Source organism: Nostoc favosum CHAB5714 (assembly GCF_020829495.1).
In the GTDB taxonomy this organism is placed as follows: Bacteria; Cyanobacteriota; Cyanobacteriia; order Cyanobacteriales; family Nostocaceae; genus Nostoc; species Nostoc favosum.
On sequence record NZ_JAIVFQ010000051.1, the window covers coordinates 1 to 14,890 of the forward strand.

10 protein-coding genes are annotated in these 14,890 nt (G+C 41.6%); 2 read left to right on the forward strand and 8 right to left on the reverse strand.

What is annotated here, in order from left to right; genetic code table 11:
* Positions 1-80: 80 nt before the first annotated feature.
* Complete coding sequence (locus LC586_RS25365) at positions 81-1,094, reverse strand: ATP-dependent DNA helicase (RefSeq protein WP_229488013.1); 1,014 nt, start codon at positions 1,092-1,094, stop codon at positions 81-83.
* Positions 1,095-1,193: 99 nt separating this feature from the next.
* Positions 1,194-1,628 carry a phosphotransferase gene (locus LC586_RS25370; RefSeq protein ID WP_306423290.1) on the reverse strand — a complete coding sequence of 145 codons (435 nt, stop codon included), beginning with the start codon at positions 1,626-1,628 and terminating at the stop codon, positions 1,194-1,196.
* A 202-nt stretch (positions 1,629-1,830) separates the two neighbouring features.
* On the opposite strand from LC586_RS25370, the gene LC586_RS25375 reads away from it, so the two are divergent.
* Positions 1,831-4,527, forward strand: a complete 2,697-nt coding sequence (locus LC586_RS25375; protein WP_229488014.1) for an ATP-binding protein — start codon at positions 1,831-1,833, stop codon at positions 4,525-4,527.
* A gap of 43 nt (positions 4,528-4,570) precedes the next feature.
* On the opposite strand, the gene LC586_RS25380 is transcribed toward LC586_RS25375, so the two are convergent.
* From LC586_RS25380 to LC586_RS25395, 4 genes are all read right to left on the reverse strand, one after another.
* Positions 4,571-5,704 (reverse strand): S1 RNA-binding domain-containing protein, encoded by a 1,134-nt coding sequence (locus LC586_RS25380; RefSeq protein WP_229488015.1) that lies wholly within the window; start codon positions 5,702-5,704, stop codon positions 4,571-4,573.
* 157 nt (positions 5,705-5,861) lie between these two features.
* Positions 5,862-6,632, reverse strand: a complete 771-nt coding sequence (locus LC586_RS25385) for a hypothetical protein (protein ID WP_229488016.1) — start codon at positions 6,630-6,632, stop codon at positions 5,862-5,864.
* Between the two features lie 174 nt (positions 6,633-6,806).
* Positions 6,807-8,441 (reverse strand): TrbI/VirB10 family protein, encoded by a 1,635-nt coding sequence (locus tag LC586_RS25390; protein WP_229488017.1) that lies wholly within the window; start codon positions 8,439-8,441, stop codon positions 6,807-6,809.
* 17 nt (positions 8,442-8,458) lie between these two features.
* On the reverse strand, positions 8,459-8,794 hold the full coding sequence (locus tag LC586_RS25395) for a hypothetical protein (RefSeq protein WP_229488018.1): 336 nt from the start codon (positions 8,792-8,794) through the stop codon (positions 8,459-8,461).
* Between the two features lie 396 nt (positions 8,795-9,190).
* Between LC586_RS25395 and LC586_RS25400 the strand changes: the two genes are divergently transcribed.
* Complete coding sequence (locus LC586_RS25400; protein WP_229488019.1) at positions 9,191-10,819, forward strand: hypothetical protein; 1,629 nt, start codon at positions 9,191-9,193, stop codon at positions 10,817-10,819.
* Here LC586_RS25400 and LC586_RS25405 read toward each other — a convergent pair.
* Positions 10,805-11,308: a hypothetical protein gene (locus LC586_RS25405; protein WP_229488020.1), complete on the reverse strand. Its 504-nt coding sequence runs from the start codon at positions 11,306-11,308 to the stop codon at positions 10,805-10,807. The genes LC586_RS25400 and LC586_RS25405 overlap by 15 nt on opposite strands.
* Before the next feature lie 33 nt (positions 11,309-11,341).
* Positions 11,342-14,710 (reverse strand): putative type IV secretion/conjugal transfer ATPase, encoded by a 3,369-nt coding sequence (locus LC586_RS25410; RefSeq protein WP_229488021.1) that lies wholly within the window; start codon positions 14,708-14,710, stop codon positions 11,342-11,344.
* Positions 14,711-14,890 lie beyond the last annotated feature (180 nt).

Sequence of the window (14,890 nt, forward strand, 5' to 3'; positions counted from 1 at the left end):
TTTTAGCGATCGCCTGAATATGTTCTTGAAGTGCTTGCTTTTGTTCGGGAGTCATCGGTAGATAAATACACTCATCATACTTATCCTGACTGATTTTCGCGCTCTTTGCAAAAACTGGGATGCTCCCTAGCAAGAATCGTAGTTTTGCCATCAGGAGCCATCACAGGATCTCTGGTGATTAATCTTTCTCCAGGAATAAACCGATTGATATTTTCACCATATAAATGTGTGCGAATCTGCTGATTGTAAAAGTCAACTTGAGTATTAGTCCAGGACAAAATTCGGAAACAATCTGGGTTTTGAGCAAATTCTCTCTTCATCTTTTTGCAGGCATAGCGCAGCAAAGTTTGACGTTTAACCATCAGCGCCCCATTACTTTTATCAGGCAGATATTTGGCATAAGGCTCAAAAGGAAACTTGCTCTTGGTAACTGCATAGCGAGAAGCAGTGACAAACTCTAACAAAGGGCTACCAGTTCCCTGACGCACAACTTGAGTCAATACGGCTTTATCTGGCACTTGAAAACTAGGAGATTTTCCTTCATTAACTGGATTTAACTGTGCTGGGTCGCCCATGAGAATAATTTTGATTTTTGTCCAGGTGGATGATTGGTTAGCAACATCCTCAATCCAGCGCCAGAGTTGTTTACCAATCATGGAACATTCATCAATAAAGACAACATCAAATAGATTGATGTAAGAAGGTCCAGTTTGGTCAAGTACTTTCTCTTTACCTCTAGTTACCATACCCAGTCCTAACAACTGGTGAATGGTGAAGAATTCTACCCCAGTTACGCCATTTTCTGCCGCCATGCGTTGCAGCACACCTACAGCTTTATTAGTGGGTGCAGTCAGTACAACTCGCTTACCCGCAGCGACAAGAACTTTAACTAGTTGGAAAACAATAGTTGACTTGCCGGTTCCAGCATAGCCAACCAGCAGAAATAAAGCAGCGATCGCAGTTGGCTGTATAAATGTCCACATTGATAATAAAGCTTTTTGCTGCTGCTGGGTGAGTTGAAATGGAAAAGAACCTGTTGCAGCGAAAGTAGGAAGTGTTTGTGTTTGGATCATCATCGCGGGAGCTAATTCCATTAATTGATCCACTCAATGCAGCGATAGCTGTTGGTTTTGCTTCTCCGAAAAACAACACTCCTTCTGGTTTGAGGAATATGTTTCCATATCCATTCGGCATCATCGGCAATCAATATCCCAAACAACCATTTGCTGTTCATGTGTGGACAGCATCATCTGTGCTAGTTCTATGTAAGATTTTTCACCTGTTCGCAGTACGAACATTGCAATCATGACAGGGTAGCCACAATACAATTCGACGATGTGATCGTGCATTCGAGGCCAAACTTGACCCCCAGACTGTTGGTACTGCTGAAGTAGATGAGAGAGTGCGGATTCACCAAAAATGGCGTAGTAAAGAGCGAAGTCTGTTGCTGGGTTGGCAACCGAGGCTTCTGTCCAATCCAGTAGTCCAGTCACTCGGTAGTTCTGATCAACCAAGATGTGTCCTGGGTGTAAGTCACCGTGGATGAGTGCAGAATGTACAGGCCAGTACGTGTCATCGTCTAGCCAGTTATGCCACCTCTGCCAGATCGTCTCCGAGATGTTGAGCAGGTGTTTTGCTAATTCTTGTCATTACAAATTTTCGCGCTCGTCACCATACATTAGACCTAGTAAATCTGACTACGCATTAATACGTGCTTTAATATACCTAATATTTTAATATACTGAAAATAGTTTTTAGCGTAGGCGTGGCCCGCCGTAGACATCGCTCGTTTTTTATCCGGCCTCACTTTGGAGCGTTGCTCCCATCTCTATGTTATTCATCAAACAAAAATACCTGCCTTACAGGATTGCATTTTTCAGTGTGGGAGTAACCTTGCTAGTCAAGTTGGGACTAGAGCATATAACCGGAATTACAAGTTCTTTCAGCTTGTGGCTGATTGCGATCGCTATAAGTACTTGGTACGGTAGTATCATTTCAGGATTGACATCATTGTTTTTGGCTGCTTTAGCTAGTCATTACTTTTTTACAAACCCATCTTCTACTCTCAATAGTTTGGAATTTGTATTATTTGTTATCGAGGGTCTATTAATCAGTGCGCTAACTGCTAACTTTCAGTCAAGCAAACAGCAGTCAGATTCTGATAAAACAGAAGCCCAAATCAATCTAAAAGATTTATTACAGAGTCAGCGTTCACTTCGTCAAGGTGAAGAACTATACCGAACATTAACCCAAAATCTACCCAATGGAGTAGTTTTTCTCTTTGATCGAGATATGCGCTTTATGGGTGCTGAGGGTACAGAACTGCAAATTTTTGGTTTAGCAAAAGAAGAGTTCCAAGGTAAAACGCTGCACGAAACTGTTCTCCCTGAGACTTACGAACTGATAGAACCAGCTTACCGTAGTACCTTACAGGGTACCCCAATGTGTATTGAAATCCCTTATAACAATCAAGTTTATCTAGTACAAACTTTTCCAGTCAAAGATGAAAATAGCAAAATTCTGACGGGCTTGGCAATCTTCCAAAACGTCACGAACCGCAAACAAGCAGAAGCAAAAATTATTAAGCTGAACCAAGCTTTAAATCGACGAGTTAAAGAACTACAAACTTTGTTAGAGGTGATTCCAACTGGCATTGGCATTGCAGAAGATCCAGAATGCCGAACTATTAGAGTTAATCCGGCTCTTGCCAAACTACTTGGCATACCTGTTGACGCAAATGCCTCTCTCAGCGCTCCTAATGATGAACGTCCAACTAACTTTAAAGTTTACCAGTCAGGCAGAGAATTAGCTCCAGAAGAACTGGCTATGCAATATGCTACCACTCATGGTGTGGAAATACTAGATTCTGAGATCGAGGTGGTTCGTGATGATGGTGTGAGAATTAACCTGTCGCAGTATGCTGCCCCTTTATTTGATGAAGATGGAAAAGTGCGGGGGTGTGTAAGTGTATTTCTAGATATTACCCAGCGCAACCAAGCAGAAAGAAAATTGCAAGCTGCCAGAGATCAGTTGCAGACTGTACTTGAGGCTGTGCCTGGAATTGTATCTTGGGTCAGTTCAGATTTATGCTATCTAGGTGTCAACAAGCACTTAGCTGATAGTTTTAATTTGCCTCCCGAAGCTTTTGTTGGTCAGGATATTGGCTTCTTAGCTAGTGGTAATGGGTTTCGTGAGTTCGTGCAAAATTTCTTTGCTGGAGATCAATCTGAAGCACTATATGAGTTGAGATCCATAAGCGCAGATCGTAGTTATTTAATTGTGGCTCAAAAATATGACCAGAACAGAGCCGCATTTTTAATCGGTATTGATATCACCGAACAAAAGCGTGTAGAGGAAGAACTGAGACAAAAGACTGAGGAACTGGCAGAAATAAATCGAGTAAAGGATGAATTCGTTGCTGTCTTGTCTCATGAGTTACGTACTCCCATGCATAATCTTCACGGCTGGGCGCAACTATTGCTAACTGAACATGAGATGGATGAAGCACTGAAAATTGAGGGACTGGAAACCATTGAGCGGAATGCCCGTCTACAAGTTCGCTTAATTGACGATTTGCTCGATTTGGCTAGGATGCAGAAGGGCGAGATGAATTTGGAAATCGAACCTGTTGACCTAGCAAGTGTAATTCGGTCAGCAGCAGATACTATTCGATTGTCAGCCGAAACAAAGGGCATTCAAATTAAGTTACATCTTGATGCTGTGTCCAACGTTTTAGGTGATGCCATTCGTTTACAACAGGTGGTTTGGAATTTGCTTTCAAATGCAATCAAGTTTAGTTCCAAGAATGAAAGTGTAGAGGTGAGGTTGGAACAAGTTGAGTCTCAGGCTCAGATTACTGTTATTGATCGAGGGAGGGGCATAGAAGCAGAATTTATACCATTCGTCTTTGAACGGTTTAGTCAGCGTGATGCTTCCACTACTCGTTCTGCTGGTGGATTAGGGTTAGGACTTGCGATCGCTCTCACAATTGTAGAACTCCACAATGGCAATATCACAGCAGCCAGTGGGGGATTCGGCAAGGGTTCGACATTCACGGTGAGGCTACCTATCGTGAAAATGACAAAGCAGTTGAGTAATGAGGAGCTAGTAGTAGGAGAATTGCTGCATGGCAATCAGAAAACTGCCCAATTGCAGAACTTGTGCATTCTGGTTGTGGATGACGATGCAGATGCTCGGATGTTAATGCAGACTGTTCTTCAGAGCGCCGGGGCAGATGTATTAGTGGCAGCATCAGTAAAAGAAGCATTGGCACTTTTAGAACAGCAATCGCCCGCTCTACTGATTAGTGATATCAGTATGCCAGATGAGGATGGCTTTACCTTGATTCATCAGGTTCGCTCCCGCAATATAGAGCAAGGGGGACAGATTCCAGCGATCGCTCTCACTGCTTTTGCTGAAGCCAAAAATGAGCAACGTATTTTAAAAGCAGGGTTTCAACTTTTTATTACCAAGCCAATTGAGCCAATGGAACTTGTGGATAAGATCATTGAGGTATTAAAAACTTGATCCATACTAATTGATATAATTAAATTCATGCTATTAGCCTGCACTACTCAGCCTCCAGCTTTGACAAGACGTTCTGATAGTACTTGTCTGCCATTTCTTCTGCTTTTTCATACACACCCAACGGGTCTCTTAACATATCACCCGGTTCAGTCTCTAAATCGCTAGTTGAGAGTGATACTCGCCCTTTTTCAACATCAATCCAGACAATCATTGCTCTAATCCAGTCATCAACTTGAAAGACCTCCTCTGGATGATTAATAGCTAGTTGAGAAATTGCGTTGATATGTAATAGCGCATAATATCCCCCAATATCAACGAAGACACCATACGGTTTAATTCCACGGATAGTGCCATCTACAAGTTGACCAAGCTTAAGCGTTTTCAACCTCGCCTTTGCTGAAGAACGGCAATTCTTAGGTGTTCGTCTTTCTATAGAGTACTCACACAGTCCATATTTTTTGTTTAACTCAATTCTTCGCTTCTCATACCAACTTGCATCAAATTCACCTAAAGCAAGATCGATTGGTAGATTTTTGTAGAAGCTGACAAGTGCATAGGCTTCTGTGATTTGACCGTTAGCTGTTAATTCTGTAGCCCATAGCAATACATCATGTAGGATTACCAGCCATTGTTGTTCTAGGGTGAGTTGGTTCCATACGGTTTCACGTCCGGTTTCAGGAACCCTGCCACGTCCTCCCCAGTACATTGCTAAACGTATTCGCCAATTTTCACCAGAAATATTAGATGGCTTGAGTAGAGATCCCCAATTTGTATTGCTCAGATCATCAATATACGACCATTGTGATGGTTGATACTCATCCTTAAGAAATTTGATGACTCCATCATGAAAAGCCTTGAGCAATTCACAACGCTCAGTAGTAATCTTGAGACGTGTTGTAGTATCATTACCACACATCCACGGCTCAATACGGAATTGCACAAATAGATCGCTCAAATACTCAGCTATAAGCTCTACTCCATGACCTTCCTCATCTATTATCATTTTGGCAGGTAGTTGGGAGTCTCGAATTTGCCCCAGCCAGATATACAGTTCTTTATAAGGATTGAATGTAGATGATGTCCAAATTTGGGTGCAAATATCATTGGTTTCTATGCGGAGCAAAATCCATCCTCTGAAAACACCTTCATTGGAGGATTGGGTAAAGGTCACTCTCATTGATTCAAAAAAATATCGCTATCACTCACAGACAAAATCAATTTAGCACTCTCACAAAGATACGTACCAATATTGTGGTTTTTAGCGGCTTGTTAACACTATTGTCAACTATTTGAGAGTTGTTAACTTCCTTTCTATTTTCCCCTGTGCATCACCTCTAGCGCTGCTGTCCTAGTCTGAGTAAACGGTCATTTAAGGCGATTCTTCCTAATTCAGAAATAACCTCAACTGGAACACCAACTGATGTAGCTGCTTCTGGGATTGTTACTCTGTTATTTCGCAATAGAGACAAAACTTGCTGCACTTTAGGAACAACTGGATCGCTTTTGTTGGTGTAACCCCGATTAATAGCAATTCTCAGTCCAGTTTCAATATCATCTACTCTCGCTCTGCGATTTTTATCTATTAATAGTGTCTGCTGACCAGCGATTCCACTACTTTCAGAAGCCACTCCGCGTCTTGGCGCAGTGCCAGAGGTAATCGCATCTGCAATCTGAATACCAACATACCCAGTGTTTCTACGCACTGGAACGATATCGAAGTTGTAGAGTCGTTTTTGTCCCGTTTTGTCTACAGTTTGGACAAGTAAGTTAGTAATAGCAGTAGTGGTAGCCCCTGGAAACTTTAGCGGTTGGATTGGCCTCAGAAAAATCGTTGTAGCGCGTCCGCTTTTTAAATCTGTATCTGTGGTGTAGACGAGTCGTGAAGGGTCTGCTACCAAAATGTAGGCGATCGCCTCATCGGTTTGAGTGAAGCTAATAGGTGTAGCACGTCCTGGAGTAATTTGAACCTGAATTCTGTTGTTTGCAGCCATATCCCGTTCAATCAAGCGATATGCAGGAGTTTGTGCTTGTGCCTGTACAACAGGTATTGTCACCCCAAATAGTATTGTGGTGCTAGCAATAACAAGAGTGGCAAATTGTTTCATACCAATTTTGAATTTTGGACTAGAAGTTTTGACTTATAGGCTGTTCCAGTAATCTTAAAGATTAAGTTGTAGAACGTTCAGTTTGTATCTATTCAAAAACCAGGCGTTGCTGTACATGAATCGATTCCAATTTGTTTGAATTTTAAATTGCTGGCTACTTGTACCAAATTGGTATCATCGTTCAACTTTCAAAAAACTATTGACGACAACCGAGACTTCTGTACCTTCAGGTAAAAACTGGATATTTGGACGTTCTAGTAATTCTTGCACTGCTTGGTCAGAGCGTCTAGACAGACGTTCACTGACTGGACTAAAAAAGCCTTCCAGCGCCGCTGCCCAAATCTGAGGATTAGAGTTACTAGTAATAGTACTTTGGTTAAAAGTGCCACTAGAAACAACAGTGCTAGATTGAGCGCGGGGCTGATTCACTATGCTTCCCACCTTACCCAAACTACTGAGTAATCCAACTAATAAATCTTGTTGGGCAATATCTGTCCCCACATCATTCAGCTTTTTAGCAATTAACGGTTGCTGTCCTCGACCGCGAATTAACAGAGTTTCAGCCGGAATCGTTTCCTGTTTAACTGTGCCTTGGGAGTCAGGGTAAATAAGCGCGATCGCACTAGCAGATACCAAGTTATTCTTTTTACCTACTGCCACTGTTTTCGTTACTAAAACAGTACCAGCCGGGAGTGCCACCGTGCCGTCTGTGGCTGTGAGAGGTTTGGTTAACTCGATAGCAAAGCGATCGCTCTTATTATTCCCTCCCTGATCCCAAATCATCGGCATGATAATTCTACCTGGGGCAGATGTACCCAGCGCTACCTCTTTAGTTTCATTTACATTGAGATTGGTTGTAGCTACAGGGGTGCGATTGAGGATACCTACCATTCCTGGAGTCAAGTTATCAGTTTTACTGTCAGTGCTTTTGGAGCCAATTAAAACTGTTTGAATACCAGGGTCTTCGGGAGTGGAAATGGATGTCCTAGCTGTTGGTTTCAAGCCTGTTGGAGTTTGAGTGTTCACAGCAACTTCTGACTGAGTTTCAGCTGCTTTAGAGTTACCGATTTGCGACTCTCCCAGACTAGCTAGTTGGCTCCACTGCTGGAAAGGATCGACATTCCTTTCAGGCTGTCGTATTGGTGTTGAAGCTTGATAACTAACAGGATTGGGAGAAATATACCGCACTATTGGGGGCGCAGGTTGAGAAATTCTTACAGGAGTTATTGGTGTTATGCGTGATGCAGGAGTTGTGCGCGGTGAAAAAGTGTCTTGAGGTTGAGATGGCCTTGGTTTGGGTTTATTTTGTAGGGTTGGACTTGGGGATTTAGCCGCAACAGGTTCCACTTTAAGTTGTTGCTGTTGGTCTTGAAACGCTAATCTGCTTTTCAGTTCGGCAGATTCATCTAAAACTGGTTCGCCTTTTGGAGATGTAGTAGGAGTCTGAACTACTTGTTTGACAGGAGGTTTCGGTTGGAGAAATCCAAACCAGATCAGTGCTACAGAGCCAATAACCATTCCCACTAAGGCAACTACTGAACCTAGTCGAACACTGGGTTTTTCTGCTAACGATCGCTCTACCGCTCCTTCTGCATCTTGTTTCAAGCGATATTCTTCGGAAATGAGGTGATTTGCAGTAGGGTTATAACCTGCCAACAACTGCTCCTCTTCAAAGCTGATATCATCATCAGCAACCAAAGTGGCTTGGGTAGAGCGATGATTGCCGTTAGTACTGTTGAATTCCGACGAAAAATCAGCAGAGTTTTCGTTTAGGTAGTCAAATTCATGGTTTTGATTTGAATTGTTCATAATTCTACCCTTTTCCTTTAACGTCGTTGCTGAGAATTGAACTCAACCATCTTGGTAATTTGCAGTCCAGACGATCGCACTTCATAAATTTTCTGTTCTACCAGGGGGGCATCTTTACCTAAAGGAGATCGGGGAATCTCTACTGCTTGGACAGTAAAAGTGCGGTTAAAAGGAATACGCTCATCTCTACCAGTAGTGCGGTCAACTAAGATGCGGGTAGCAATCATGTCTATTTCCCATTCCCCAGGTCGTACTGCTCTCGGTTCTGACAGATAGGAAATAATAGTGGTGCTACGCAGCTGACCTGAAAAGAAGCTGGTAGGAACTAATTCGGCAATCTTCGGTTTTGTCAAATCTGTTGGGTGACATATAAACTTTGCGATTTCTCACACAAGCTGACGTTCTCTTGAGTATCTTGTTGAGTAGCTTGCTTAATTTGAGCCATCTGACTTTGGGCTGTTTGGCTCAAAGTAGCCTGATTAGCAATACCTGTGGCAACTATTCTAGTAGCATATTTACCAAGGTCTTCACGGATACCATAAGCTTGTTAATTTTTATTGCAGATTTACTAAAAAAGCATAAGTTCTGATGAATCGATATGTTTATTTATTTAAAATTATTAATTTTTTATCTATCTAAAGAGAGATATTTTACTGTTATTAGTCTTTTTAGGAGATTTTGATAGATATTCATGTAAAAATATTTCTTGTCCATAATTTTCGTATAAAAGTAAGTAGAGCAAGTAGAAGATGAGTGAATTTTCTATATTTGTTATTGAAAAAAAATCAATTGAAGAAGTTAAAAGTAATTTCCGAGGTAGAGAGTTAAAGTTATGGTCTAATGAAGAAAAATCAATTGAAAAAATTAAAACTAATTTTCAGGATAGAGAGTTATGGTCTAATACATTTGTTACTTTAGAAAGCTTGGACATTTCAACAAAAGCAAATGTACCTTTTAAGCAAATTCAGGTGAGTAATCAGACGACACTGCTTGATGTAATTAAACAGTATAAAGAAAATATTACTGATTTCAATCCTTTTGTTATTAAAGAATATATAGACTCTACCATTGAATACGGTTATGTATTGGAAAGAACTCAAAATTCTCAGTCGTCAGTTGATAATGATATACATAGTAAAATAAATTTAGAAAAATATTATCAAACAAAAGTTACGGATTTAGGTTTTTTGGATGGAGAAGTAGTTGTATTAAATAATATTGAGGTTTCAAGAAAATATAAGTACAATTATAATAACGTTAATTATTGTCTGGCTTTGGTTCCTAGGGTAGTGGATTTTCTTTCAATGGTTCGTGAGTCTCCCTCAACCAATGAAGATGGTTTACATATAGTATTGTTGTATACAGATGCTGATAAAGAGTTTTCCTGCTTTGTGAGAGAGTCATATTCAGATATTCATGTACTTTCAGGTTCAAGGTTTAAGGTATATGCTATTGAAAACTTAAATAACTCTAAAAATCTTAAAGAATCTCTCAAATATTGGAAATCCTTATTGTCTCAAAAACTATATATTGTTTGGTCATCACTTGGTTGGTTAAGTTTAAAGCCTTATGATAAAACTGAAATTTATAAAATTGCTAACCATTTAGGAATTACTGAAGAAAACATTCCCTGTATAGCCGTATTTGATATCCTAGAGTATGATCGTGTTTTTGTCTTTCCAATATCAAAGACAGACATTAACATTAAATTCTTTAGAACCTTATTTAGTAATTTAAATAAAATTATTGATAAAGTAAATGAAAGAGTGGAAAATTTAAGAACTAAATCTTTATTATCTTCTCAAAATACAGATAGAAAAAACGACGATAACAAAATACTTGCAATACTTCAAGAGGAATACGTAAAGTTGAGGGAAAGGTTGTCTCAAATTTCACTGATTGAAACCAATCCAAACGCTAATTATTATATATTTAACTGTGAAGGTCAAAAGGTGATTGTTACTATGAATGATTCCAGCCATAAAACCCAAAATATCACAGCTGGTGGAGATATTATTGCTAGCGAACAAGCTTTCAATTTAGGTGAGATTAGTGGTCAGGTTACAGGTACTATCAACGAATTACCTACATCACCTGAACCAGAAAAACCTGGAATTAAGGAATTATTAACGCAATTACAAGCAGCGATTGAAGCTGAAGAAAATTTAACACCTAAGGATAAAGAGAAAGCACTAAAACAAGTAAAAGCCTTAGCAGAAGCATCACAAAACCCTAACAATGAAGAAAAACAGAATTTAGCTGATACAGCTATTACGATGTTAAAAGGTGTGATTCTTGCTTTACCCCAAACAACGGGTTTGTTTGAAGCTTGGAACAATCTGTCACCAATAATTTCCAAATTTCTAGGTATAGGCTAGGTAATATCTACAACCTCGACAATTTTGGCTCAAAGTAGCCTGATTAGCGATCTCTGTGGCAACTGTTCTAGTAGCATATTTACCAAGGTCTTCACGGATACCATAAGAGCTTTGACCATTGGTTTTGTTCTCCAAAGTTTCAGACAGCACGGCACCAGGGTCGTTGTTGGCTGAACCGTTCATGATTCCTGCCAAAACTTTGTTTAAATCTGGAATTTGAATTGCACCCAAGGTAGAATTGAGCAAATTGCCAAGAGGATTAAATAGGTCATTTTGAGCGAAATTTTTGACATCTCCCACAAAATCACTGATTTGAGATGCTGTGTCTGAGGTGAAAATACTACTACCAGTAGTTTTGTTACTAACAGCAGCAGCTACTGGATCTCGACCGTTGTCTTGAGTGCGAGCAAGGGCTGGACTAGGGATAGAACCAAGTTCAAAAATTAGAATCAGTGCTATCAATCTGATAAAGGTAAGTTTAGATTTCATGATTCACCTTCCTTAATGCAGTTTTTAGATATATCAACTTGCAATCAGGCTACTTTCAGCCTGTTGGCCATCGTTACTTTCTTGGCGATCGCCTTCTCCTTGCAGAGATGCTCCGCTTTGGTGGAGACTGTCCGCAGGACTTACGGCTGGGTGTAGCCAATCGCGCAATACTGGGGTTTGATCTATCTCTTTGCCAATATGCTTAAAGCCTCTGTTTTCCTTCAAAGCAGGAATGTAAGCATCGGTAAATGCTCTCAGTCCTAACAAATTGCCTTTAGCGGTATTTGGATACTGAGCCATCACCCGTTCTCGTGCTTCCCGTTCATCTTGGTTATTGGCAACACTGGCCAGCATCATTTCTCCAGGGTAAAAGCGGGTACGCCAGAATCTACCACCTGTTTCTACTAGCCAACAAGAATAAAGGTCGCTGGTACGGGGCAAAAATGCTTCAGTTGCATTCTGACTGATAATATTGACGGGATAGCCCAGATACTGTTGGAAAGAAGCAATACCGCTACTGGTAATACGTCCGGTAATCCGATAGGTCATGTTCTGCATAATTTGAGCGCCTGTCGAACACTCGCAAATGGTATCCGGGTCTTGGGACATCAGCAGAACAGCAATGCCTTCTTTCCTTCCCGTGGCACAGGTTTCGCCTATAATCTGGGCAAAGCCATCTTTACGTAACAATACGGAAAGCTCATCGCCAATAAACAAACTCTTAGGATGGGATAGGGCGTTACGGATACAGGCACTATGGCCGTTAATTGCCATCAAGTAAGCATCCTGTTCGTTATTCAATCCACTGAGAGCAAAGAATTTAATCGCCGGTAATGGGGAAAAAGTGCTGGGACGAGCGATCGCTTTCCCCAACCTAGATGCTAGTAAAGCGCTAACCTGATTTTGGATTTGGTTGAGTGCCTGTCGGTCAATCTCTTCAAAGGATCTCAGATTAAGGCGCTCTCTAGTACAGAACTTGACGAAATCTGGTAGCGTGGGTATCTGCTGCCATTCTGGTGAAAGCCAACCCATCTCGAAGGCTCGGTTGTAACGAGTAATAATTTCTGCGTCTTTTAAAAATACGTCCAAAGCTTTGACTAGCAAGGCATCAACCCGTTGAGCTAAATGGGGGTTTTCGACTTTACCCATTGCGTTGCCTATGGCGGGCGAAGCCATCGCTGTTAATGCTTTGCGAATAAAGTCTTTCCAAGATTCCATGCGCCGTTCCCGTTCTGACTTGTCGAACCGTCGCAAATCTGGCGGTTCCAGTAGGTTACTGCTACCACTGGAAATATCGTAATATGCTCCTTGCTCGCCCAAAAGCTCAATTGCCGTTTTGAAAGTGCTGTTACCACTGGCAGAGATATCCATACCAACTACGGGAATATTGTTCGCTAATGCCTCTAGAGCAAAACGCCATCCCAAAACGCTCTTTCCTGATCCGGAAGTACCTGTAATTAGAGCGCGTCCAATCTGCTGGTGAAATAAGTCAACATAAATAGGCTTGCCACCACGACTGGTAAGGAATTCCACACCCTGTTTATCAATGTCCTTGGGGACAGTTAGGGGCATAATCCCAGCCACAGTATGGGTATCTAAAGTTATTCTGCGTTCGCTGAGATTGCCTCCGTGCAGCAACCATTTGCAGGTAATCGGCAGGGTTTGCAGCCAAATTTCCCAAGCAATATTACGCTCTCGAATTACTTTGGCAGTCTCAAAACTGTTAGCTAACAAGTTGCAAGCGTGGGTTAACTCTTGGGCGCTGTGACGATAAACTAGAAATACAGGCGCACAGTGCAACGCTTTTGTCCCTTCATAAAGTCGTCGTTGGGCTTCAAAGGATTCCTCCTGTTTGATTTCTGCTCCAACGTCCCGTCCCTGTCCTTTGGTTATGGCTAAAGTGCGGGCTGTTTTGGATTGTTTTGCCTGACGCGCTAGGTTGTCTTGGATTAAGAAGTCGTTGCTGCGGCTGATTTCAATCCAAGCTTCTGTATCGTGGACGTAGCTGGAAGCAAGGATTTTCCAGACCCACTTTAGCTGTTCTTGGGCATTAGACCAACCGACGGGGGGATCTGTTACGACCATGACTCCACAAACCTTGCTTTTACCTGTGAGGTAAACTCGGTCATTATCTCCCCGATGTTCGGGACAAGCGGAACGTCCCTGTTGTCCTTCAATCAGTAATGTACAAATGTGTTTATCGGTGGTTAGGGTTTCTGTTAACTCCAGTCCCGTCTCAGTCTCCTTCAGTGTAATGACTTGAGGAATAGGAGGTGCTGCACCCTCATTAAATCGATTCCAAAGCCACTGCCACAAATCTGTAGCATTGCAAGGTGTTACTTCTAAGCCAATTTTGGTATTGAGCAGCAATTTCCACTGGATAAATCCTTGCTGAAACCCTTGCAGTAAAAGCTTTTTGAAAAAGTCCTCTTGGTAAATGCGTTTGTTCCCTGTAATCAATTCAACTGCCCAAGAGCCAAATTTTCTGCATTTTTCAATCAGTCCACCCACAAAATCCTTTTGCTGTGAACCAGCTTCATCATCGCTCGTCCAAGTACAGAAGGCGATTTGGTTCCAGATTTGGCGAGAACCTGCTTCCTTGAGTTGTTCCACCCGCAATTGCTCGTTGCGAAGCAGCACAGAAACTGGTTTCAAGTGGCAATCGTCTGCTAAGGCAGTAAGTGGGGTTTGGCGTTTATGGGGTACTTCCTTGGTAGAGCCTGTCTGTAGGGAATATGACTCAGTATCATCACTATAACAGCCTGTACAAAAAGTAATTTTTTCACCGGGAGGTAGTTCTTTCAAACCCTCTTCGATAGAGTGGGCAAATTCGCTGACTTCATTTTCATGTAGTATGTCATGCAGTCCAGCGATGCGAAACCCAAACACGAGTTGATACTGAGAGTTGCCTTTATCCAATAACAGGGCAGCCACTTCACGATCATCCTTCTTAATTTCTGCAATACAGCAGATGTTTACCTCATTTTGGAAGGGCATGAGCTTACTTTTGCCTCCATATTGATTCGGTACAATCAGCGGCTTGAATCGGATTTGCACTTGCGAGTCTGCGTAACGCCGACGCACCCACCAGGGTCGATATTCGGGAATCGGTGAGATGTAAATGCTGTTACTATTGCACCACTCTGTTCCCGGTGGATTACGCCATCGATCTAAAAACTGATGGGGCTGTTTGCCTGTGAGAATCCACCAACTAATAATTAGCCAGAAGGAGGTGGCAAAGAACCAACCCATACCTAAACTGAGTAAACCATTGGTGAGAACATAGCAAACTACAATGATGGCAATCCAAGGAAGTAGCTGTTCAGCCGGAATTGGCCCAATGCTGGCTTGCTTGCCTAGAATCCGATTGACTTTGATGAATTCTTGATTGTCTTGTGCCATATTTTTGTAATTCTCTAGTGCTGCATTAGTAGTCAGTCAACCAAGAAGTGACAAGTGAAGATAAGGGGGAGAATAGGACTTTTCTTCTTGTCAATAACCTCTCAAAGTTTTCTAGATCAACTATGCTCATCCCCCACTGATGAATTCTGACGAATGTTTTCTGACTTTTGAATTCTTATT